The following is a 22,033-nucleotide window of genomic DNA, read 5'->3' as shown; positions in this document are numbered from 1 at the left end:
ACTCATCATTACGTCATTAGTTTGCAAATTTTGGTTACATAATTTTTTAATCGTATATCAATTCAAATTCTGCTTACTAATTCATTAAATAATGATCCTTTAGCTCAACTGGCAGTTTTAGACTGAAGGTCTTTCATGGGTGTTATTTCAATTGACATAAACTAGAACGTGTTATCAGTTAGCAGAGCTATTTTAAAATAAGGTATAATAAGAATCAAAAGTACTCTTCTACGTAGACTGAGTGACTTTAGTATTATTACTAAGTATAACGGCTCGGGCGAAGTTTTCGTATTGTGCAATAATAAAAATGCACAGTCATAATATAACGTTATAAGTTACGTAATTAAACATATTATGCAGAAATTAGGGGTTGTAAATTTCATAGGTGTGCCATTTAATATCGCTAGCTACGCCTTACTTACCCATATGGTGGCGCAAGTTTGTGGATTAGAGGTTGGTGAATTTGTTTGGACGGGCGGCGATTGTCATATTTACCAAAACCATCGTGAGCAAGTTGAATTACAGCTGACACGCGAGCTTTATACCTTGCCAACATTGACGCTTAACCCTGAGGTCGATGATATTTTTGCTTTCAAATACGAAGATATTAGCGTCAATGGTTATGAGTCACATCCTGCTATTAAAGCAAAAGTTGCAGTCTAATTTTTTATCGCTTTAATATTAAAAGACAATGAAAAGGATATGTTATGAGTTATGCCAATACCGAAGTTGCCCAAATCGCGGCTATTAGTAGCAATCGCTGTATCGGCAGAGGAAACGAGCTACCGTGGCATATCTCAGCAGATTTGCAGCATTTTAAAAGTATGACGACCAAACAAAGTGACGGTGCGATACAAGGTATCGTCATCATGGGTCGTAAGACTTTTGAGTCAATGGGCAGCAGACCACTGCCGAAACGTATCAGCTTTATCATCACCAGCCAATTAGACTATGCTCAGCAAAGTGGCTTAGTTGATAGTGAAAAAGCTTATGTGATGCATAATTTAGACGATGCGCTGACGCAAGCGGCTAGCCTTGCCCATGGTGCTCATCTTGACACCATTTGGGTCATTGGTGGCGAGCGCGTGTTTAAAGAAGCGATGATGTATACCGACCGTGTCGAGCTAACGCATGTCGATACTAACATTACGGATGGCGATGCCTTTTATCCAGAGCTGCCAAATGAGTTTGTAGTCGCAGCAGAATCTGAGCAAGTTCACGATGAGAAAAGTGGGCTAGATTTTAAGTTTGTGACTTATAAAAGAGAAGCTCCTGAAGGTTAGCAGAGGATCATTCAGATAAAACATAAAAAGAGGCTGTCCTAGATAATTCTAAGACAGCCTCTTTTTATTGTTGGATTTTATTAGCAGAAATTTAAACTTAGACTATATTGCCTAAACTATAACTATTCATGCAGCACTTTATAAACGGTTTTCGCTAATATAGGACCTATACCTTGCACTCCAGCCAGCTCTTGCTGGGACGCTCCAAGCAATTGCTGCATGCCACCAAAGTGATTCAATAAATCACGACGGCGCTTTTCACCCAATCCTGGAATTACCTCTAATACTGACGATGAACGGCGCTTATCACGCTTTTTACGATGCGCAGTGATAGCAAAACGATGCGCTTCATCACGAATATGCATTAATAAATGCAGCGCTTTACTGTCCATCGGCAAATCAAGTGGCTCATGATCGATAAAATGCAACACTTCCAAGCCAGCCTTACGTCCTTCTCCTTTTGCCACGCTAATCAGCAAAGTGTCGCCAAGAATACCTAACTCGGTCAGCACTTCTTTAGCGATGCCAAGTTGACCTTTACCACCATCAATCAGCAATAAATCAGGCAATGGCTGCTTCTGATAACGGCGTGTCAGCACTTGTTTCATCGCTGCATAGTCATCACCACCGACAATATCATGAATCGCATACTGACGGTAATCACGGCGACGCGAGCCACCTTGGTCAAATACCACGCAGCTGCCAATGGTCGCCTCGCCCATGGTATGCGAGATATCAAAACACTCGATGCGATCAATGGTTCGATCAGTAACGTCCGCTAAGACGTCTTTCAGCGCACCAAAGCGCGCATGCAATTCTAAATAATCGCCAAGTTTGGTTTTTAGCGCATTATTGGTATTTAATTTAGCCAAGTCTAACCATTCAGCGCGGTGCTCACGAACGTTGGTTTTAATAACAACCTTACTACCAAAATGGCTCGCCAGTGCTTCACTAACCGCAACCTGATCTGGTAATTCATGACTCAACATGATTTCGGGTGGCAAGTCATCGGTTACCTGAAAATAGAAGGAAGTAATAAAAGCTGATAAATTATCAGCGAGTGGTTCACTGCTATCGACATCAGGAAAATAGTTCTTGCCACCTAGTACGCGCCCGCCACGGACGGTCAAGACGTTGACACAGGTCATACCTGCTTGACTGGCAATGGCAATCACATCGGCCTCGCCTTGCACGGTATAAACGGCTTGCTTCGCTTGCACTTCGCGTAGCATGGAGAGCTGATCACGATAAAATACTGCCTTTTCAAAATCTAGTTCCTCAGCAGAAGCTTCCATTTTCTCAATCAAAGCGCTATGGATATCGCTAGAATCGCCTTTTAGGAAACGAATGGTATTATTGACGTCCTCGCTATACTCTTCTGGCGATACAAAGCCCACACAGGGCGCACGGCAACGCTTAATCTGATATTCAAGGCATGGACGCTTACGTTGCTTAAAAAAGGTATTAGTACATTGGCGCATCTGAAACATTTTTTGCATGAGCACCAGCGTTTCTTTTGCCGCATGCGCAGAAGGAAAAGGACCGAAAAAGCGACCTTTTTGATGGTTACCCTTACCGCGCCCATAAGCCAATCTTGGATAAGGTTTATCGGCTGAAATAAACACATAAAGGTAGGATTTATCATCACGCAGTAGCACGTTATAAGGCGGGCGATATTCTTTAATCAGATTTTGCTCAAGCAGCAGCGCTTCGGTCTCACTACGGGTAATAATGGTTTCGATATTATGAATCCGTGCCACCAGTGCCCGCGTCTTTGGATGGTCAATGGTCTTAGCAAAGTAACTGTTGACGCGACTCTTTAGCGACTTGGCTTTACCAACATACAGAATATCGCCATTTTTACCCAGCATTTTATAGACCCCTGGTAGATTCGGCAGGCGCTGGATTAAATGCTTAAGGCGGGCTTTTTTATCGTCGACGGGACTCGATGCGGAGACATTGACCATAGAATTTCTGACTCTTAAATTAGGGCTTTAAAATTATCTCACATTAAAAATGTGAGTAATATCATCATGTATGGGGCAACAACCAGCATTTTGCAAGCTAATAATTAGCTTAGCAATGGACATAAAAAAGGCCAGCATCGAGGCTGGCTTTTTTAGCAAACTTTATAAATCTAGTGACGGAAATTTGGCAATAACGCTGGAATACCTGGCAACATACCGACGATTGCCATAACCCCCGTTAATATCACAAAAGTGACCACAGGAATAATCCAGCGGCTCATTTTGGTCAGATTAGCACTGCGCTCTTTAGAACCAATCAAACCTAAGTTATCCAGTACTAAGGTAATCGACCAACCAAAGGCTGGATTGACCAAGGCTGATGCAAAAACGACAATGGCCGCAGACTGGGTCGTTTTACCTTCGCGTGTCATCTCCATTCCTGCTTCAAGCAAGGGGATAAACACACCAACAATCAGCGCCACACACATTACTGGTTCCCAAATGGCCAAATCCATGGGGTAACCCCAAATACCTGCAATAATACAAAACAGCGCCGTTAAAATTGCACCGGCTGGAATAGGGCGTTTGGCAATCGCTGCCGGCACAATATACGTGCCCCATGACGATGCAAAGTTCGCGCCGCCCAATAAAGAGCCTGCTACCTGACGAATAGATGCACTGGTCATGGTATCATCGATATCCATCAGCACGCGCTCAGTACGTTTCGGATAGCTAATTTTTTGAAAGACCTGATGACCTAAAAAGTCTGGTGACCACATGGCAACTGCCAATACCGCAAATGGCAGCACTACAATAAAGCTTTCAATCGTTGGCAAGCCTAACATCCAACCCGTATTTTCGCCCCACCAATACATCGGGTTCATATGCGGTAGACCGGGTGCTGTTTTAAAGGCAAAAGGCGCGCCCATCGCAAAGGCAACCCCGCCGCCTAACAGACAGCTCAGTGGCACAGCCAGCCAACGCTTTTGGTAATTCTCTAAGACCGCATATAAGATAATCGTCAGTAGAATCACCACAAAAGCAATATGCGACATGCCAATGCCTTCTGCCCACGTAAATAAATTTTTAACTTGCGAGATGGTGCCGATAAAGCCTAAATACAGCAGTAAGCCGCCGCACACGCCTTTACTGGTCAAGTTTGCTAGCAAACTACCTCCTTTACTGATGGCAAGTAATAAGCCAAAAGCACCGATTAGCAGACCAAACGCCATCGGGTGACCGCCAGCGGCAACCACGATAGGAATGAGCGGAATCAGTGGACCGTGCGTACCCGCAAGGTTAGCAGTTGGTAGCAGGAAACCCGAGAATAAGATAATAAAAAATGAAACGATTAGCAGCTCATAGCGGACGTTTTCTAAGACAAAGGCATCGCCTAAACCAAGCGGGCCGGCGAAGGTTGCCGCAATAGCGCCTACCATCACCACCTTACCAATGGTCGCCGCCATCGCTGGAATCGTATCTTCATACTCAAAACGATAATCACGGAACGGCAGGTTTGGACGCCAGCGTTTCGGCTGCATGATTTGCAGTTCATGATTGAGATAGGCGTTACGATTTTTAAAACTAGAATTGGGCTTATGTAAATCTACATAGCTGCCTTGCAAATCTTTATCAGAAGGGATTAGTTGCTGCGGGTTGGACCCTGAGGCGGGAAGCTGTGTACCACTCATCACATTTCCTTATGTCGACTGAGATTTGAGCAGTTTTATTTACCCTAATACGGCGTAAAATAATACAGTGTAAATAAAGTCACTCAAAACAAAATGCCGCTATTGTAAGGTATCAGTAGGGATAATGCGAGGCTTTAACGATTAAAAGATACTATTCGTATCGTTATTAAAAGTATTTTTTATGACTTAGTGGTCGATAGTTAGAAAATAGTAATGAATACCCTTAAGAGATAAGCGTTATGATACTAATGCCTCTATCGTTACGCTTTAAAGCTGGTGAGCTTAGGTGTTTTTCACTATGATAAATGTCTTTTTATGGCTTATTGCTTGATAGTCATACCTTACAAACAACCATGCTTGCTGTTATATTCAACTGAATACAATAAAAACACGTTATACGATAAAAATAATCCATACGATAAGATGAGCAAAACCGAAAAATCAATAGGAAACATCAATGAGTTTACTGCCAAAAAAACTTGAAACACTAAGACGTAATGTCAAAAAGAACATCATGCCATTACTTACCCCTTATTTGCTTAAAATGCGTATTAATACTTATGCGCCCTACATCGGTGCCGGTATCAAGATTGAGCATATCAATCTCGATCAAGGCTTGTGCGTCGTCAGCATGGGGCTAAATAGCTTAAATAAGAATATCGTCGGTACTCAGTTTGGTGGCAGTCTATATTCGATGGTTGATCCGTTTTATATGCTGATGCTCATGCACCAATTGGGTAGCAGCTATGTGGTTTGGGATAAAAGCTCACACATTGAGTTTGTGGCACCGGGCAACAGCAAAGTCACCGCCCGTATGAAAATCCCTAGTAATGAAATCAAAACCATTCAGGATTTAGCGAAAGACGGTGAGCCAGTATTTCGTGAATATATGGTTGATATCGTCGACGAGCAACAAAAAATCATCGCTACCGTGACCAAAACTATTTACATTCGCCTGCGTAAATACAGTAAATCTAAAGACCAAATCAACCGTATAGACAATTTAGAAAGCTAACGTTAAGCTTAAAGCGTTCAATTAAAATAAAGCCCCACATACAAAAACCCCAATCTGGCAGTCGCACAGATTGGGGTTTTGTCTTTTTTGGTACTACCCGCTTATTTATATGATAAACCTATGAATAAGGGCTTGTATCTGATTGCTCTTTATTGCCAAATCGCATAATAGACGGTTCAGCAATAAAGTAAGTTTAAGCACAATGCTTAAAACCAGATACTGGATATAATCTAAGCGTCAGCTTTTGGCTTAACAACTTTAGGTGCACGCGGAGCAAGCTTCTCGCGGATACGTGCTGATTTACCAGAGCGCTCACGTAAGTAGTATAGTTTCGCACGGCGAACTGCGCCACGGCGTTTCACTTCAATGCTATCAATGATTGGTGAATGCAATTGGAATGCACGCTCAACACCAACACCACTTGAGATTTTACGTACGGTAAACGCTGAGTTTAAACCGCGGTTACGCTTAGCAATTACAACGCCTTCAAAAGCCTGTAAACGCTCACGCTCACCTTCACGTACTTTTACTTGAACCACAACGGTATCGCCGGGTGCAAAGCTTGGGCGCTCAATCAATTGAGCATTTTCGATGACCTGAACCAATGGATGCTTGTTGCTCATGAGAGTTATCTCCTCACATTAGATAATAGAGGCTTGACGCATATCACCTGTTTGTAATAATTAATCATAGCTATTATTAATATCTTTGATTAATAATAACTACAACGTAAATGGGTTATGACAAACGGCCATTATGCTATGACTCGTTTTATTACTGCTCAAAATTTTATTTCTTAACTGTTTATTTTTTCAACCGTTATTAACGCTGCTTTTTATCTGCTTTAGCCAATGCTCTGAGCCACTTTGCTTGCTCTACCGTTGGCGTAAACGCTTGCCATAAATCTGGACGCCGCGTTTGCGTACGTTCAACTTGTTGGCTAAAGCGCCACTTAGCGATATTGGCATGATGACCTGAAAGTAATACTTCAGGAACCGCCATACCCGCAAACTCATGCGGCTTAGTATAATGTGGACAATCAAGCAAGCCATCGACGAACGAGTCTTGTTCAGCTGACTTATCATCACCCATAATATCAGGCAAACGACGTATCACACTATCCATCAGCACCATGGCAGGTAGCTCACCACCCGTTAACACATAATCACCGAGTGATATCTCCATGTCGACATACTGCGACAGTAAGCGCTCATCAATACCTTCGTAACGACCACATAATAAAATCATGCCGTCATACTCAGTCATACTGACCACACTACTCTCGCTGAGCGTTTTGCCTTGTGGTGACATATATATCACCGGACAATGCTCACTATCGACACGGCAACCGTGCTGACTGGCTCGCAGGCGGGCATCCTCAATCGCTTGGGATAATGGCTCAGCCATCATCACCATGCCAGGACCGCCACCATACGGGCGCTCATCAATACGGCGATAATTATCAGTGGTATAATCGCGCGGATTAATGCATTCGATCGTGACTTGCTCCTGAGTGACTGCCCGTCCCGTGATTCCAAACTCACGAATCGTGGCAAACATTTCAGGGAAAATACTAATCACGGCAAAATACATCGGATTTCTACTTGCACAATGGATAACAGTGGCTAAATAAATCGGTGTGACTATCAACAACCTTTAACGATAAAGCCGAAGCTTATCTCACCAAAACTTGTCTTAATAATTAATTATTAACCATTACTGATTAATAATCGCTTATTAATAATCACTTGGCCATGCCACAAGCACGGTTTTCTCAGCCATATTGACTTTAATCACTGTCTGCTTATGCCAAGGTATCAGGCGCTCTTCTTTATCCAAACTGTCTGAATTTGCCGTTACACGCATGATGTCATGGGCACCGGTTTCAAACATTTCAGTGATAGTGCCTAAATACTCACCTTGCTCGTTCATCACGCGCAAGCTGACCAAATCCGACCAATAATATTCGTCTTCCGCTGTTTCTGGCAAAACGTTTTGTTCGACCCAAAGGGTTACCCCATTCATGGTCTCAGCAAGGTTACGGTCAGGAATTTGCTCAAATTGAGCGACAATACCTGTCCCTTGCTCACGCCAAGCCTTTACGGTCAAAGGCTTCATGCCAGTAGCAGTTTTCATCCACCAAGGCTGCATGTCAAATATTGCCGTACGATCGTCCGTATCACTAAATACCCACAGCCAGCCTTTAATGCCATAAGGCTTTTTTAGCTGACCGATTTTCATAAGTGCACTAGCGTTTGGAACGGATGACATAACGGCTAACCTAACAATGACTAAAACAGCAATGATTAAAAACGCGGCACTGAATACAGTTCAATCAAAAGCGATAAATGCAATCAAAAGTAATAAACAGTTAATGGCGCACCCTGGTCAGACCAGTTACGCTATGTTTTCTAAAGTCGACTAATAAACGCAAACATCACGCTATTAGTACTTAGTAGCCAAAACTTAAGCAGTTGCTTCAATTTGAGCTACAGACTTGTTATAAGCTTTTGCTAATGAAGCAACGCGATCTGAAGGTTGTGCACCTTTAGCGATCCACGCATTGTACGCTTCCATGTTCAGGCGTACTGCTTCTTCAGACTCTTTAGCGAGTGGGTTAAAAAAGCCGATGTTTTCAATGTAGCGACCGTCACGCGCGCGGCGTTGATCAGCAACAACTACTTGATAAAATGGGCGTTTCTTGGCACCGCCCCGTGCTAAACGAATAACAACCATGTGAATTCTCTCTTTCGCAGGTATACCAAAAAGGGCATAATTATATCACAGTCTTGTTTTATTGAAAACATAAACTGTGCTTATTTAATTATTTATTAACAATAGCTTAAATAGCAACGCATGTAAAACATAATTCATAATTCTTGGTTAATTTGTCGAGCTTCACCCTATTAAATCGGCTACCAATTCTATCGGTAAAGCCAACAACCACACTATTTGATTATGCTATCCTACAAGCAAACGCTAAGACCAAACCCTATTATCGAACCGCACAGCCAAAAAAGCTGCGTTATAAGGCTTTAAATTGTAGGCTTGTCATAATGAATAACGTTATACTTTTTATATGTCAAACTCAATAAAAAACGCTATGTTTATAGGTGGCTTTTATAAAAATTTGCCTTATAAATATCTTGCTCAACCTTTTGGACTCCTATGACCACACCAAAATCGCAACCACGACGCAAAGGTCGCCTTGCCCGTTCCTACTCCAACACTTGGCTGACCACTTTAATGGTGGCGTTTATTGTCATTATCAGTGTCGGGGTATCGATTTTGTTTTTTTGGCGTAGCCTGTATTTACCCGAGCTTAAAAATCATGCGCGCTATCTGACCAGCGAATTACGTTTGATGCACAGCGTCAATCAAGACTGGAAACATGACCCTGCCGTGCGGCAATGGATTTATCAGCACTCACATGTGGTGGTAGTCAATAATCCCAGCGATTTTCCAACCATAGAAGATAAAGCCTTTGTTGGCGTGTTCACTGATGTATTGCAACGTGAAATTGGCGCGCAGTTGGGTCGTCCGGTTGAGGTGTATTTTAAGTTTAAACCGACCCCGCAGCTGTGGGTGCAAGACAGCCGTGACACCAGCTTTTGGGTTCGCGAACCGGTGGTGTACTACTCACAGTATAGCCCAGCGCTATTATGGTTATTTTTAGTAGGTCTACCTATTTTGACCTTGCTAACCATCATTTTGTTAGCACGCCAATTAAATCGTCCTTTAAGGTATTTGCAGCGGGCGGCGACCAACTATATCCGCTTGGGTAATGCCACTACGCTACCCACCCATAATGGACCGACTGAAATACGCCAAGTTAATATGGCATTTAACCGCTTATTTACCACCCTCAATCAAGCACAAAAAGAGCGGACGATTATGCTAGCAGGTATCTCGCATGATTTACGCACGCCGTTAACCCGTATGCGTTTGACCGCTGAGATGCTGCCTGATGATTTTTTTCGTGAAGGTTTGATTTATGATATCGAAGATATGGATGCCATTTTAGAGCAGTTTATCTCATTTATGAAAGACGGCTCCGATGAGCCGGTACGCCTGACCAATTTAGATACCATCTTTAATGAAATAATGGTGCAATTTGCGCCGCTGGAATTTATTTACCAGTCCGAATGTCACAAGATGGTTCCTATCCGGCCGATGTCTATTAAGCGTCTGGTTATCAATTTGGTTAATAATGCCAAGCGTTATGGCAAAGCACCGATTTATTTATCAGCGACCGTCATACCGACATTTATAGAAAAAACAGTAGTAGAAGACAACGATGTGGTGAGTGAAAACGAGGTCAATAAAGAAGCAAAAGAGCAATTGGTGATATGTGTAAGAGACTGTGGTGATGGGGTAGCAGAAGACCAGTTAGAGCGTGTTATGCAACCGTTTGAGCGTGGCGAATCAGCCCGTACCACGCAAGGTAGTGGTTTAGGTCTGGCGATTGTCGACCGTATCGCGCGCTTGCATCATGGAACAGTTGAAGCGATTAATCATCCAGATGGCGGGCTACAAGTTTGTGTCCGTATCCCACTCATCTCTAAAGTTGCAGGTGAGCCGTCATTGGATATCAGCAGCGATAACTCATCTATCGCTGCTGATAGTATTAATAATCCGTAAATAATAACGAATAGCAGACAAGACCAGATTCGGACAATTAGCACTTAGCACTTAGCACTTAGCACTTAGCACTTATAAAGCTTAAAAAACCTACTTTCTAGTACCAATGACAGGCGGAATATACTCAGCACTATTGGTAAAGCTTAAAGGTTGAGTTATTTCATCCTGCGCGGCCTTTAGCGTCTCAGTGCTGGTCGGCTGTTGTAAAAATAAATAATAACCGAGCGCTGCTGCGTTCAATACTACCAAACCACCAAATAAATACGGCATCCTTTGCTATCCTCTATTATTAAGCTGATTTCAATAAATTCAACAAACCATCAATACTCATTTAACCATCATTATAAAAAAAGATTAAACATCAAAATCGCGGGCGCTTTTCTCTTGGGTGATCTCATCGGCGGCAAGGACTTGGGTCAAAGGTTTAATAGGCCAAGTCATGACAAATCTTGCGCCGCCAAGCTCACGGCTCTCATCCACTTTCATATTACCATTAAACCAAAAGGCAATACGCGACACAATAGACAAGCCTAAACCATAGCCACCTGAGGCTCGGGTGCGACTATCGTCTAAGCGTGAAAATGGAATAAAGACTTTTTCACGATCGGCTTCAGGTATACCATGACCGTCATCTTCAACACTGACAAAGGCATTGCCTTTTTTAATCCCAGCACTAATAATAATGGTACTCTCAGCATAGCGTAAGGCATTACCGGCTAAATTCTGAATCACCCGATGCAGATAACGTCTATCGGCAACCGCTGTTACTTTAGCGTTGGGCAAGTTGGTCACTATCTTGATAGGTTTGCCTAAGGCATTGGTCTCACGCTCGATTTGCTCAAGCAATTCACGCAGATTTACTGGCTCCAAATCTAGCTTTGGCGAGCCCTCTTCTAGCTTGGCGTAAGTTAACATCTCATCAATCAAACCATTCAGCGCTTCGATATCTTCATCAATATAATCGCGCTGCATAAAGCGTGAGTCTTCATCATCAGTATCGGCGAGCATGTCGACCGCAAAACGAATACGTGCCACTGGCGTACGCAGTTCGTGCGATACCGCCCGTGTCAGTTCACGCTGCGACTCAATCAAACGCTTAATATGCGCCGTCATCGCATTAAAGGTCGCGGATAAACGCGCAATTTCATCTTGTCCGATAACTTGCACTTTAATATCAAGATTGCCTTTACTAACCTCGTTAACACCGACTTGAATCAGTTGCAATTTGCGTTCGAGCGGGAAAATAAGCGCATAAACACCCAAGCTGATTAAAAACATACTGATCAAAATCATACTAATAATCAGATTCAGCGGGAACCAATTAAACAGCGGCACCGGACCAATTAAAATCGCCATATCATTGATTTCAGAGGGCACAACGACCGTAATCGACGAGTTGCTCTTACTGGTATTGGTATCTTGTAATAAGATGACCACCTCATCGCGGCGCAAACGTGCCATCTGATCAGGATCTAAATTGAGCGTATTGACTGCTCTAAACTCTAAAGGAAAAGCAAATTTCTCTTCTAACTGCGCCAAACGCGACCGTTTATCGGATAAGGTTGCATGATAAGATAAATCATCGAGTAAAAATACAGCTATCGCCCGTACTTGCTGCTCAGTCACTTGGGTGATACGCGCTGTTAAAACATTTTGATTGTCTGGTAAGCGATAATAGACATCGGCATAAACCGGTTGGTCAATATAGCGAACGACGGTATTACCTTTCTCAAAACGACGCAGCTCACTGGCATTAAAATCTATTTTATCAATCGGTAAAATGCTAAATTCTGCACCAAACAAACTACTAGCGTCAGACAACCAATACTCACGCTGCGATTCACTCTCTTGGTGAGCAATGCCTTCACTGACGATATGAAATGCACCCGTTGCCATGTTTTCACGGTAAGACTGGACGCGTTCTTTATTAATGGTATCCATCAATAGCTGGGCAAATAATGCCACGCACAAACATACGATTAAGAGTCCGGCATAAATACGAACAAATATACTGTGTTTAAGAGAAGAAACTAATGACATACGTGCCGTGACCAACCTAATAAAGAAAAAAGATTAATAAATGCTAAATATTTGCTGCACTATTTATATGAGACTCATTTAATTTACAGCGATAATTATCGCTCAATTAAACCACATAACGCAGCATTTAAGTTCAAAAATTAAAATTTAAACCATAAAAAACCAGCATTCAGCTGGTTTTTTATAAGAAACTTATGCAGACTAAATATTTGCATCTACTAAGAAATATTAATTACCTTCTTTAACGAACAAATAACCTTTACTACGGACCGTTTTGATACGTTTAGGGTTCTCTGGATCATCACCAATTTTTGGACGAATACGTGAGATACGTACGTCAATCGAGCGATCTTGACCATCATATTCGATACCGCGTAGACGCTCAAAGATATCTTCACGTGACAAGATACGACCAGCGTTAGAGGCTAGTAACCATAACAAATCGTATTCCGCACTGGTAAAATCAACCAGCTCATCGCCAAGGTTGACTGAACGCCCACCGTTATCGATAACCAACTCACCGAACTCTAAACGCTGTGGCACGTCTTCAGATGGCGCGTTTTCTGAGCGACGTAATAACGCACGAATACGCGCGAGCAATACGCGTGGCTGCGCAGGTTTGGCAACATAATCATCAGCGCCCATCTCAAGACCCAATACTTGATCCATATCTTCTGTGCGCGCAGTCAACATCAAAATCGGGTTATGGAAATGTGGACGAACTTCACGGCAAACCGTCAGCCCATCACTACCAGGAAGCATGACATCAAGTACGACCAAATCTGGTTGTTCGCTGACAATACGGCGAATGGCACGATTACCATCCGTTTCAATAGCTACCTCTAAACCATTCTTGACCAAATAATCTTGGGTCAACATAGCCAGACGCTCATCATCCTCAACAATCAAGATTCGGGGGGTGTTGTCTTCGTCATTCGTTGTCATTGTTATATCCTCTAATACATCTAATTTAAAAACAGTAAAAGTAAGAGCGGTAAATTAATAGCACCGTAACTTAATCGATCCGTAAGCTAATGCAATCGATGTTTGTATAGCTGTTACAAACTTGGTAGCACAGTATACTATTAAACACACAGCTTCCTATACTATAGCTTATAGTTGGTAACAAAACCTATAAACTACCTCCATTAAAACGTTAGTTTGCGTCCAAAAATTATACCCTTTATCATCATAAAAGGGCATAAGATAAATTTTATATAATAATAGTGGTTCTCTTATAGCCTAACAATGAGGTCAAAAATCAGCAAAGTAAAAATACAAGAAAATCTGATTTGGTTTGACCCCTAAAAATGTACTTTCTAATCCCTAATATAACCATATATCACGGTTGTCGCTAGTGACTTTTCTAGCATTTAATAAAAATTGGTTTAGTTATGGATAAATGCTTAATGACCTAATAGCTTTTCAGATAGTTAATGTTTGGTTTGTAATAAATATAAAGCGTTAATTGCTAAAACGCTAGCTATAGTCAGTGAAAAGTAATATCGATACATCACGCACTACTGATATCAATTTTTCTTGCTTGCTGTGCCTGCGCAGACAGAGGCTACAAAAAATTGATATCAGCAATACCGTAGCGTTTTTAGGATGTTTTGACTATATTAAAAAACTAGCTATTGGAAGAACAGGCATAAAAGAACAGGCATAAAAAAACAGCCCATGATGGACTGTTTTTTTATTATTGTCGCAAGAATTAAAGAAAGACATTAACCTTTGCTACAAAGCATAAGACTAAGCACGGTTTTTGTACTTACGGATAGTCTGGAGCTGGGCGACTGATTCCGCCAATGATGCCAAGGCAGCATTGGTTTGTACAGTATCAGATTGGTTGACCAGCATCTGCTCAGCCTTTTTACGTGCTTCAACGATTTTACTTTCGTCAAGATTGTGCGCACGCATGGCGGTATCAGCAAGTACGGTGACCATTTTTGGCTGTACTTCTAACACGCCACCTGAAACGTAAATCACTTCTTCTTCACCGTTAGGCGTTTGTACGCGCATTGCACCAGGCTTTAGCAAAGTAATAAGCGGGGTGTGACCTGGCAATATACCAATCTCGCCTTCGGTACCACTAGCTATTAACATGCTAATTTCGCCTGAATACAACTCTTCACGAGCACTTACGACGCGACATTGTAATGTTGCCATACTTAATTCCTTACTATCAAAGCGCGATCAAAACTGCGATGCATTACTGAGGAGTAGATATAAGGTTTATATTATACCTACTCTTTAGTTAATACGAATACAACTTACGCTGCAGAAGACTTCATTTTTTCAGCTTTAGCGACTACTTCGTCAATGCCACCAGCCATGTAGAATGCTTGCTCTGGTAAGCTGTCATATTCACCAGCGATGATTGCTTTAAAGCTAGCAATAGTATCGCGTAGTGGTACATATTTACCAGGTGCACCAGTAAAGACTTCGGCAACGTGGAATGGCTGAGACAAGAAGCGCTGGATTTTACGAGCGCGATAAACGACTAGTTTATCTTCTTCTGATAACTCATCCATACCCAAAATCGCGATGATGTCTTTTAGCTCTTTATAACGCTGTAGAACTTCCTGAACACCACGAGCAACGTTGTAATGCTCTTCACCGATAACCAATGGATCTAACTGACGTGAGGTAGAATCTAGTGGATCAACCGCAGGATAAATACCCTGTGAAGCGATATCACGGCTTAGTACAACTGTTGCATCTAAGTGAGCAAAAGTAGTAGCAGGTGATGGATCCGTTAAGTCATCCGCAGGTACATATACTGCTTGTACAGAAGTAATAGAACCTGATTGCGTAGACGTAATACGCTCTTGCAACATACCCATTTCTTCAGCAAGTGTTGGCTGATAACCAACCGCTGATGGCATACGACCTAGTAGTGCTGATACTTCAGTACCGGCTAGTGTATAACGGTAGATGTTATCAACGAACAACAATACGTCACGACCTTTGCCAGTGGCAGGATCTTTGGTATCACGGAAGTACTCAGCCATGGTCAAACCAGACAGTGCAACACGTAGACGGTTACCCGGTGGCTCATTCATCTGACCGTATACCATCGCAACTTTAGATTTGCTAAAGTCTTCAGTGTTTACAACGCCAGCTTCTTGCATTTCGTGATAGAAGTCATTCCCTTCACGCGTACGCTCACCAACACCAGCAAATACTGATAGACCTTCGTGCTTAAGCGCGATGTTGTTGATCAATTCCATCATGTTAACGGTTTTACCAACACCAGCACCACCAAACAAACCAACTTTACCACCTTTAGCAAACGGGCAAAGTAAATCGATTACTTTAATACCAGTCTCTAAAAGCTCGGTACTGTTTGATTGTTCTGCGTAGCTTGGCGCTTCGCGGTGAATTGACCAGCGCTCAGAGGCTTCTACTGGACCTTCTTCATCGATAGGACGACCAAGAACATCCATGATACGACCTAGCGTACCGATACCGACTGGCACAGAAATTGGGCCACCAGTATTAGTAACCGGTAGGTTACGCTTGAGTCCTTCAGTAGAACCCATAGCAATCGTACGTACGATGCCATCACCCAGCTGTTGCTGTACTTCTAAAGTAGTTTCGGTGCCATCAACTAGCAAAGCATCAAAAATCTTAGGTACTTCGTTACGGTTAAACTCAACGTCAAGAACCGCGCCAATAATCTGTACAATACGACCGCTACTCATTGCGTTCTCCTGGAAATTCTGTATATAGTGGGTTTTATAAAGGGTTTCAATTATGAAACAGCAGCAGCACCGCCAACGATTTCCGAGATTTCTCGGGTAATCGCCGCTTGACGCAGCTTGTTATAAACCAACTGTAAATCGTTAATTAGGTCGCCAGCATTATCTGTCGCCGCTTTCATCGCAACCATACGTGAGGACTGCTCAGAGGCAATGTTTTCCATTACCGCTTGATAGACGATAGACTCAATATAACGCCCTAGCAACTCATCAATCAATGTTTTGATATCAGGCTCGTAGATATAATCCCAGCTCAGTTCTGTTTGAATGCCGCTTTCTTCTTCACCAAACGCACTTTCTGGTAAAGGTACCAACTGATTGACCGTTGGCTGTTGCGTCATTGCATTGACGAACTTATTATAAACCACATAGATACGGTCTATTTTACCGTTCGTATAATCATCAAGCATCGCTTGAACCGGTGAGTTTATCTGCTCAAAAGTAGGTTTATCACCATAATCAGTAACCGCTGCAGTGACCTTGCCACCAAAGTTTTTAAAGAAACTGACACCTTTAGAACCAATCACGGCAAATTCAGCTTGTACAGACTGGTTTTGGTATTGCTGGATATTCTTTGTTAATGCTTTAAATAAATTAATATTTAAACCACCCGCTAGACCACGGTCAGATGTGATGACAATATAGCCAACTCTATTGACTGGACGGCTTACCATATACGGATGTTTATAATCGGATGAGGCATGCACCAAATGCGAAATAACCCGGCGCATACTATCAGCATACGGGCGACCCACTTCCATGCGCTCTTGGGCACGGCGCATTTTACTTGCCGCTACCATTTGCATAGCGCGAGTAATTTTCTGGGTGCTTTGAATACTGGTGACTTTGGCACGTATTTCTTTTAAGTTTGCCATAATGATTCCAATATAAGAGGGTTAAAAAGCATTGGCGCATGCAACAATATTTTAATATCAAAAAGTGTTTTTATTAACAATATTTCGATATATCAATATCTTATGGCATAACGCAACCATAGACCATGAGTTGTGACTAAAGTGGCGCTGCTGTCTTAATAAAAGCTTATCAGACAACGCGCCACTCCATAAGCTCTAACACTAAAGCCACAACAAAACTGGCTTAACCCGTTAAATTAATAACTGTGATTTTGTTTAAAGGTCTCTAAAGAGGACTTTAAACGACCTGCGATATCATCGTTATAATTCGCAGTGTCATCAATCTCTTTCATTAAGTCAGCTTGCTCATCATGCATATAACGTAAGTAAGCTTCTTCAAAAGAACCAATTTTTTCAACAGGAACGTCTGCTAAGAAGCCTTCGTTTGACGCATAAATAACTGCGGCTTGCTCAGAGATAGACATTGGCTGATATTGTTTCTGTTTCATCAGTTCAGTCACACGCTCACCATGATCAAGCTGTTCGCGAGTTGCATCATCAAGGTCTGATGCAAACTGAGCAAATGCAGCAAGTTCACGATACTGAGCTAGAGCGGTACGGATACCGCCAGAGAGCTTTTTGATAATCTTAGTCTGAGCAGCACCACCGACACGCGATACCGAAATACCAGCGTTCACAGCCGGACGGATACCTGAGTTAAATAGGCTTGATTCTAAGAAAATCTGACCATCAGTAATTGAAATCACGTTGGTTGGTACGAATGCAGACACGTCACCGGCTTGGGTTTCAATGATAGGTAACGCGGTTAAAGAACCCGTTTTACCAACCACTTCACCATTGGTGAATTTTTCTACGTACGCTGCGTTTACGCGTGATGCACGCTCAAGTAAACGTGAGTGTAAATAGAATACATCACCAGGATAGGCTTCACGACCTGGCGGACGACGTAGCAATAGTGAAATCTGACGATAAGCAACCGCTTGTTTTGATAAATCATCAAAAACAATCAGTGCATCTTCGCCGCGGTCACGGAAGTATTCGCCCATCGTACAACCTGAGTACGGTGCGATATACTGTAGTGCTGCTGGCTCTGACGCTGAAGCTACGACTACAGTCGTATATTCTAATGCACCAGTTTGCTCAAGCTTACGTACCACGTTAGCAATGGTAGAACGTTTCTGACCGATAGCCACGTAAACACACTTAATACCAGAAGCTTTCTGTGCAATGATCGCATCGATAGCCATCGCGGTTTTACCCGTCTGACGGTCACCAATGATAAGCTCACGCTGACCACGACCGATTGGAATCATGGTATCAACAGATTTATAACCAGTCATGACTGGCTGATCAACTGACTGACGGTCGATAACGCCTGGGGCGATTTTCTCGACTTTGTCAGTCATTTTTGCATTAATAGGACCTTTGCCATCAATAGGGTTACCTAAAGCATCAACAACGCGACCTAGCAACTCAGGACCTACCGGAACTTCAAGGATACGACCAGTACAATAGGCTTTTTGACCTTCTTGTAGTTTTAGGAAGTCACCCAGTACTACTGCGCCAACCGAATCACGCTCTAAGTTAAGCGCCATTCCGTAGACTTCACCTTCAAACTCAATCATTTCGCCGTACATGGCATCTTCAAGACCATGAATCTGCACGATACCGTCAGATACTTTGACAATCGTGCCTTCATTCTTTGCAGTTGCACCCGCATCAAGGTCTTGAATGCGCTGCTTAATCAGGTTACTGATTTCCGCTGGATTCAATTGTTGCATTGCCTTGTTTCCTTTAATTTATGATAACCCGCCACTGACGTAAATGCTCTTATATCACGCAAGCTTGATAAGCTACGTTGACGATTGGCATTAGGCCGTTAGCTGTGTTTTTAACTGTTGTAACTTGCCGCGCATCGAATCATCAATGACTTTGTCACCGACTTTGATCGTAACGCCTGCCAAGAGACTTGGATCCACCGATTCATGAATCACTACGCTCGCATTGAGCGAAGCAGCAAGACGTGCTTGCAGCGTATCACGCTGGGCATCGGTTAATGGATAAGCAGAGGTCACATAAGCGTCAAGCTGCTTTAAGCTTACTGCCTTATGACGGCGATAATGCTCATAAACTTCAGGAAGCAGCGCCAGACGCTCTTGCTCTGATAACTGTTTAACGAAGTTACTAAATGCTACTGATACTTTTGGATAGCTGGCGTTGCTGTCTTGACGAGCCCCTTGGGTCTCACCTAATAACTGCTTAAAAGCAGAATCATTCGCGCTAGCTACTTGTGTATCATAAAGATCGACCAAAGCAGCTGACTTATGCTCAGCAGAAACAGCTGGATTGTCTAGCCAAGTACTGAACGACTTGTCATTGACAACGGTAGCGGCAATGAATAGGAAGTTTTCCCAGTCATTTACTACCCCGTTTTCATTGGCATAGTCAAACGCGGCTTTAGCGTATGGTCGTGCTAAGGTTGATAAGTCAGCCATGTTATCCTCACAATTACAGCTTCGCCGCCAGCTGATTTAACATACTGGCATGTTTTTGCACATCGACTGTGTCTTGCAAAATCTTTTCAGCACCAAGGACAGCCAGTTCGGCGACTTGGGCACGCAATGACTCGCGCGCTTGATTGATTTCTTGGTCGATTGCCGCTTGTGCTTGTTGACGAATGCGCTCGCCTTCCGCTTGGGCTTGCGTTTTAGCATCTTCAACAAGTTGATTGGCGCTTTTGTTCGCTTGCTCAATTAGAGCAGCAGCTTTGGTCTTAGCCAGATTAAGCTCCTGCTGTACATCTTGCTCCGCGGTGGCCAAATCTGCTTTTGCTTTTTCAGCAGCGTTTAAGCCTTCAGCAATTTTACGCTGACGGTCATTAATTGCGCCGATAAGTGGTGGCCACACGAATTTCATGCAGAACATCACAAAGATTGCAAAAGCAATGGCTTGACCGATGAGGGTAGAATTGATATTCACGTGATCACCTCTTTGTTAATGAAAAATCAGTTTCATTGATCATATTTGATAGCCAAACTTTGGCTATGGTTAACATACAAACTTTGACTACCAAACATTTACAACTGAGCTTTCTGATTAACCTGCTAGAGGGTTAGCGAACAACAATAGCATAGCAATACCAACACCGATCATCGGAATAGCATCAAGAAGACCTGCTACGATGAACATACGAGTTTGCAACTGTGAACCAAGTTCTGGCTGACGTGCAACACCTTCTAGGAATTTACCACCTAGAATAGCAAAACCAATACCTGTACCTAGTGCACCTAAACCGATAAGTAGTGCTACTGCGATAACTGTGTAACCACCTAATACTGGATCCATGGATGTATCCTCATTTACCTATTGAATGTCTAATTAATGTTCAGTTGATGATGCAAGTGACATATAAACTATAGTCAGCATCATAAATACGAACGCTTGAAGTGTAATAATTAAGATGTGGAAAATAGCCCACGGTACTGATAACGCCCATTGAATCCAAAACGGCATTAGGGCAATCAGTATGAAAATCAACTCACCAGCATACATGTTACCGAATAGTCGTAAACCTAAAGAGATTGGCTTGGCTATCAAAGTAACAAACTCTAAGATAAAGTTGATGGGTATTAAAATAATTTGTACGATAGGATTTTTGGCACTAAACGGATGCAGTGTCAGCTCGCCAACAAAGCCGCCTAGACCTTTTTCTTTGATACTATAAAACAGAATCAATATAAAGACAGAAAAAGACATGCCAAGCGTGATATTAGGATCCGTGGTTGGAACGATCTTAAAGAACACATGATGTGGATCATGTCCCATCATTGCGCCGATTTGGCCAGCAAGCATAGGAATAAAGTCGACGGGTAGTAAATCCATCAAGTTCATTAAGAATATCCAAACAAAGATAGTCAACGCCAAAGGCGCAATCAGCTTTGAGGTACCACTATACGAATCACGAACGTTGTTATCCACGAACTCAACGATCATCTCAACCGCGGCTTGGAGTTTACCCGGCACGCCTGAAGTGACTTTTCTAGCGACCATCCAAAAGATGGCGCAGAAAACAATGCCTAGACCAATTGACCAAAGCATAGAATCAAGGTGGATTGCTTTAAAGCCCATTGCACTAGCTTCTTCAGCAGTATAGGCAACTTTCCAACCTTCGCCCGGCAGATAGCCGTACGTCCAGTTCGTTAAGTGGTGAGAGATATAGTCTGTTGTTGTTTGCTCGCCTGCCATAATGTCAGCTTCTTATTAATCAACGATTTAATCAACTACCAAAAATATGGTTGTCATCTGATGAGGTTTTAGTATGTCTATCTGCCTTGTAACAAAGCAGGCAAATGAATCACGCTAACACGCTCATGTAACCAATAACATCCAACCCATAACTATCTAATTAAGCTGTTATTACTCATTAACCAAACTGAATAACCAAAATGTGTTACCAATGCTTTATCACTGCTACTCAATACGATAGCGTGGATAAATTTTAGCTATCAAAAAAGGGCTTATGATGATTCAGTAATAGCCCTTGCATGTGTACGCAAAAATGTCATATAGGTGTTTGCTTATATCGTTTTATCACGATAAACGCTTAATACAGCGCTTGTCAGCAAGATATTTAGCTGCCTATATTAATGCAGCGTGGTATTCGTGTAAAGTCAATTATGACTTTTTTATTTAGTGTATAAATACGTTAAACGCTGTTAACGTGAGCTTACATAGCTTTGCGTCTATAATACTATCTA

At 42.5% G+C, this 22,033-nt stretch carries 20 protein-coding genes and 1 pseudogene; 4 read left to right on the top strand and 17 right to left on the bottom strand.

Going from position 1 to position 22,033, the window contains the following annotated elements; translation table 11 throughout:
- Positions 1–378 precede the first annotated feature (378 nt).
- Both thyA and JMW39_RS08540 read left to right on the top strand, forming a co-directional pair.
- A pseudogene (thyA, locus tag JMW39_RS08545) lies at positions 379–663 on the top strand (thymidylate synthase); the annotation flags it as partial.
- 44 nt (positions 664–707) lie between these two features.
- Entirely contained in the window at positions 708–1,283 is a 576-nt protein-coding gene (locus JMW39_RS08540) for a dihydrofolate reductase (RefSeq protein ID WP_201545964.1), read from the top strand.
- A 122-nt stretch (positions 1,284–1,405) separates the two neighbouring features.
- Here JMW39_RS08540 and uvrC read toward each other — a convergent pair whose 3' ends face one another.
- Positions 1,406–3,250, bottom strand: coding sequence for an excinuclease ABC subunit UvrC (uvrC, locus tag JMW39_RS08535; protein ID WP_201545962.1), 1,845 nt, complete (start codon positions 3,248–3,250; stop codon positions 1,406–1,408).
- A 170-nt stretch (positions 3,251–3,420) separates the two neighbouring features.
- Positions 3,421–4,941, bottom strand: a complete 1,521-nt coding sequence (locus JMW39_RS08530) for a DUF3360 family protein (protein ID WP_201545960.1) — start codon at positions 4,939–4,941, stop codon at positions 3,421–3,423.
- Between the two features lie 457 nt (positions 4,942–5,398).
- Here JMW39_RS08530 and JMW39_RS08525 point away from each other — a divergent pair, with 457 nt between their 5' ends.
- On the top strand, positions 5,399–5,956 hold the full coding sequence (locus tag JMW39_RS08525; protein WP_201545958.1) for a DUF4442 domain-containing protein: 558 nt from the start codon (positions 5,399–5,401) through the stop codon (positions 5,954–5,956).
- Positions 5,957–6,186: 230 nt separating this feature from the next.
- Here JMW39_RS08525 and rplS read toward each other — a convergent pair whose 3' ends face one another.
- The 4 genes from rplS to rpsP all read right to left on the bottom strand — a co-directional run bounded on the left by rplS (position 6,187) and on the right by rpsP (position 8,692).
- Entirely contained in the window at positions 6,187–6,579 is a 393-nt protein-coding gene (rplS, locus tag JMW39_RS08520) for a 50S ribosomal protein L19 (protein WP_011281271.1), read from the bottom strand.
- A 199-nt stretch (positions 6,580–6,778) separates the two neighbouring features.
- Positions 6,779–7,549, bottom strand: coding sequence for a tRNA (guanosine(37)-N1)-methyltransferase TrmD (gene trmD, locus JMW39_RS08515; RefSeq protein ID WP_201545956.1), 771 nt, complete (start codon positions 7,547–7,549; stop codon positions 6,779–6,781).
- A 144-nt stretch (positions 7,550–7,693) separates the two neighbouring features.
- Entirely contained in the window at positions 7,694–8,227 is a 534-nt protein-coding gene (rimM, locus tag JMW39_RS08510; protein WP_201545954.1) for a ribosome maturation factor RimM, read from the bottom strand.
- A gap of 195 nt (positions 8,228–8,422) precedes the next feature.
- Positions 8,423–8,692, bottom strand: coding sequence for a 30S ribosomal protein S16 (rpsP, locus tag JMW39_RS08505; RefSeq protein WP_201545952.1), 270 nt, complete (start codon positions 8,690–8,692; stop codon positions 8,423–8,425).
- Between the two features lie 432 nt (positions 8,693–9,124).
- On the opposite strand from rpsP, the gene JMW39_RS08500 reads away from it, so the two are divergent.
- On the top strand, positions 9,125–10,597 hold the full coding sequence (locus JMW39_RS08500) for an ATP-binding protein (protein ID WP_201545948.1): 1,473 nt from the start codon (positions 9,125–9,127) through the stop codon (positions 10,595–10,597).
- 90 nt (positions 10,598–10,687) lie between these two features.
- Here JMW39_RS08500 and JMW39_RS08495 read toward each other — a convergent pair whose 3' ends face one another.
- The 11 genes from JMW39_RS08495 to atpB all read right to left on the bottom strand — a co-directional run bounded on the left by JMW39_RS08495 (position 10,688) and on the right by atpB (position 21,521).
- Positions 10,688–10,867: a hypothetical protein gene (locus JMW39_RS08495; RefSeq protein ID WP_201545937.1), complete on the bottom strand. Its 180-nt coding sequence runs from the start codon at positions 10,865–10,867 to the stop codon at positions 10,688–10,690.
- An 84-nt stretch (positions 10,868–10,951) separates the two neighbouring features.
- The gene (locus JMW39_RS08490; protein WP_201545935.1) at positions 10,952–12,637 is read right to left on the bottom strand and encodes an ATP-binding protein; all 1,686 of its coding nucleotides are present in this window, start codon (positions 12,635–12,637) and stop codon (positions 10,952–10,954) included.
- 228 nt (positions 12,638–12,865) lie between these two features.
- On the bottom strand, positions 12,866–13,582 hold the full coding sequence (locus JMW39_RS08485) for a response regulator (protein ID WP_201545925.1): 717 nt from the start codon (positions 13,580–13,582) through the stop codon (positions 12,866–12,868).
- Between the two features lie 807 nt (positions 13,583–14,389).
- The gene (locus tag JMW39_RS08480; protein ID WP_149493092.1) at positions 14,390–14,806 is read right to left on the bottom strand and encodes a F0F1 ATP synthase subunit epsilon; all 417 of its coding nucleotides are present in this window, start codon (positions 14,804–14,806) and stop codon (positions 14,390–14,392) included.
- A 104-nt stretch (positions 14,807–14,910) separates the two neighbouring features.
- The gene (gene atpD / locus JMW39_RS08475; protein WP_201545923.1) at positions 14,911–16,344 is read right to left on the bottom strand and encodes a F0F1 ATP synthase subunit beta; all 1,434 of its coding nucleotides are present in this window, start codon (positions 16,342–16,344) and stop codon (positions 14,911–14,913) included.
- A gap of 50 nt (positions 16,345–16,394) precedes the next feature.
- Entirely contained in the window at positions 16,395–17,276 is an 882-nt protein-coding gene (gene atpG / locus JMW39_RS08470) for a F0F1 ATP synthase subunit gamma (protein WP_201545921.1), read from the bottom strand.
- Between the two features lie 236 nt (positions 17,277–17,512).
- Positions 17,513–19,057: a F0F1 ATP synthase subunit alpha gene (gene atpA, locus JMW39_RS08465; protein ID WP_079692819.1), complete on the bottom strand. Its 1,545-nt coding sequence runs from the start codon at positions 19,055–19,057 to the stop codon at positions 17,513–17,515.
- A 90-nt stretch (positions 19,058–19,147) separates the two neighbouring features.
- The gene (locus JMW39_RS08460) at positions 19,148–19,771 is read right to left on the bottom strand and encodes a F0F1 ATP synthase subunit delta (protein ID WP_201545919.1); all 624 of its coding nucleotides are present in this window, start codon (positions 19,769–19,771) and stop codon (positions 19,148–19,150) included.
- 13 nt (positions 19,772–19,784) lie between these two features.
- Entirely contained in the window at positions 19,785–20,255 is a 471-nt protein-coding gene (locus JMW39_RS08455; protein ID WP_079692821.1) for a F0F1 ATP synthase subunit B, read from the bottom strand.
- A 117-nt stretch (positions 20,256–20,372) separates the two neighbouring features.
- The gene (gene atpE / locus JMW39_RS08450; protein ID WP_010197960.1) at positions 20,373–20,621 is read right to left on the bottom strand and encodes a F0F1 ATP synthase subunit C; all 249 of its coding nucleotides are present in this window, start codon (positions 20,619–20,621) and stop codon (positions 20,373–20,375) included.
- 33 nt (positions 20,622–20,654) lie between these two features.
- A complete protein-coding gene (atpB, locus tag JMW39_RS08445; RefSeq protein ID WP_183621017.1) occupies positions 20,655–21,521 on the bottom strand; it encodes a F0F1 ATP synthase subunit A in 867 nt (288 codons plus the stop codon).
- Positions 21,522–22,033: the final 512 nt, after the last annotated feature.

The sequence above is a fragment of the Psychrobacter immobilis genome, assembly GCF_904846175.1.
Taxonomy (GTDB): domain Bacteria; phylum Pseudomonadota; class Gammaproteobacteria; order Pseudomonadales; family Moraxellaceae; genus Psychrobacter; species Psychrobacter immobilis_E.
Note: the sequence above shows the minus strand (reverse complement) of the source record. Positions and strands in the feature narration are given on the sequence as shown.

Excerpts from the sequence above, each read along its gene's own strand:
- rimM (WP_201545954.1), bottom strand. The coding sequence starts at position 8,227 with ATGTCATCCGTTCCAAACGCTAGTGCACTTATGAAAATCGGTCAGCTA.
- JMW39_RS08500 (WP_201545948.1), top strand. The coding sequence starts at position 9,125 with ATGACCACACCAAAATCGCAACCACGACGCAAAGGTCGCCTTGCCCGT.
- atpE (WP_010197960.1), bottom strand. The coding sequence starts at position 20,621 with ATGGATCCAGTATTAGGTGGTTACACAGTTATCGCAGTAGCACTACTT.
- atpB (WP_183621017.1), bottom strand. The coding sequence starts at position 21,521 with ATGGCAGGCGAGCAAACAACAACAGACTATATCTCTCACCACTTAACG.
- JMW39_RS08490 (WP_201545935.1), bottom strand. The coding sequence starts at position 12,637 with ATGTCATTAGTTTCTTCTCTTAAACACAGTATATTTGTTCGTATTTAT.
- rplS (WP_011281271.1), bottom strand. The coding sequence starts at position 6,579 with ATGAGCAACAAGCATCCATTGGTTCAGGTCATCGAAAATGCTCAATTG.
- JMW39_RS08485 (WP_201545925.1), bottom strand. The coding sequence starts at position 13,582 with ATGACAACGAATGACGAAGACAACACCCCCCGAATCTTGATTGTTGAG.
- JMW39_RS08530 (WP_201545960.1), bottom strand. The coding sequence starts at position 4,941 with ATGAGTGGTACACAGCTTCCCGCCTCAGGGTCCAACCCGCAGCAACTA.
- atpG (WP_201545921.1), bottom strand. The coding sequence starts at position 17,276 with ATGGCAAACTTAAAAGAAATACGTGCCAAAGTCACCAGTATTCAAAGC.
- atpA (WP_079692819.1), bottom strand. The coding sequence starts at position 19,057 with ATGCAACAATTGAATCCAGCGGAAATCAGTAACCTGATTAAGCAGCGC.
- rpsP (WP_201545952.1), bottom strand. The coding sequence starts at position 8,692 with ATGGTTGTTATTCGTTTAGCACGGGGCGGTGCCAAGAAACGCCCATTT.
- trmD (WP_201545956.1), bottom strand. The coding sequence starts at position 7,549 with ATGTATTTTGCCGTGATTAGTATTTTCCCTGAAATGTTTGCCACGATT.
- JMW39_RS08460 (WP_201545919.1), bottom strand. The coding sequence starts at position 19,771 with ATGGCTGACTTATCAACCTTAGCACGACCATACGCTAAAGCCGCGTTT.
- JMW39_RS08525 (WP_201545958.1), top strand. The coding sequence starts at position 5,399 with ATGAGTTTACTGCCAAAAAAACTTGAAACACTAAGACGTAATGTCAAA.
- uvrC (WP_201545962.1), bottom strand. The coding sequence starts at position 3,250 with ATGGTCAATGTCTCCGCATCGAGTCCCGTCGACGATAAAAAAGCCCGC.
- atpD (WP_201545923.1), bottom strand. The coding sequence starts at position 16,344 with ATGAGTAGCGGTCGTATTGTACAGATTATTGGCGCGGTTCTTGACGTT.
- JMW39_RS08495 (WP_201545937.1), bottom strand. The coding sequence starts at position 10,867 with ATGCCGTATTTATTTGGTGGTTTGGTAGTATTGAACGCAGCAGCGCTC.
- JMW39_RS08480 (WP_149493092.1), bottom strand. The coding sequence starts at position 14,806 with ATGGCAACATTACAATGTCGCGTCGTAAGTGCTCGTGAAGAGTTGTAT.
- JMW39_RS08540 (WP_201545964.1), top strand. The coding sequence starts at position 708 with ATGAGTTATGCCAATACCGAAGTTGCCCAAATCGCGGCTATTAGTAGC.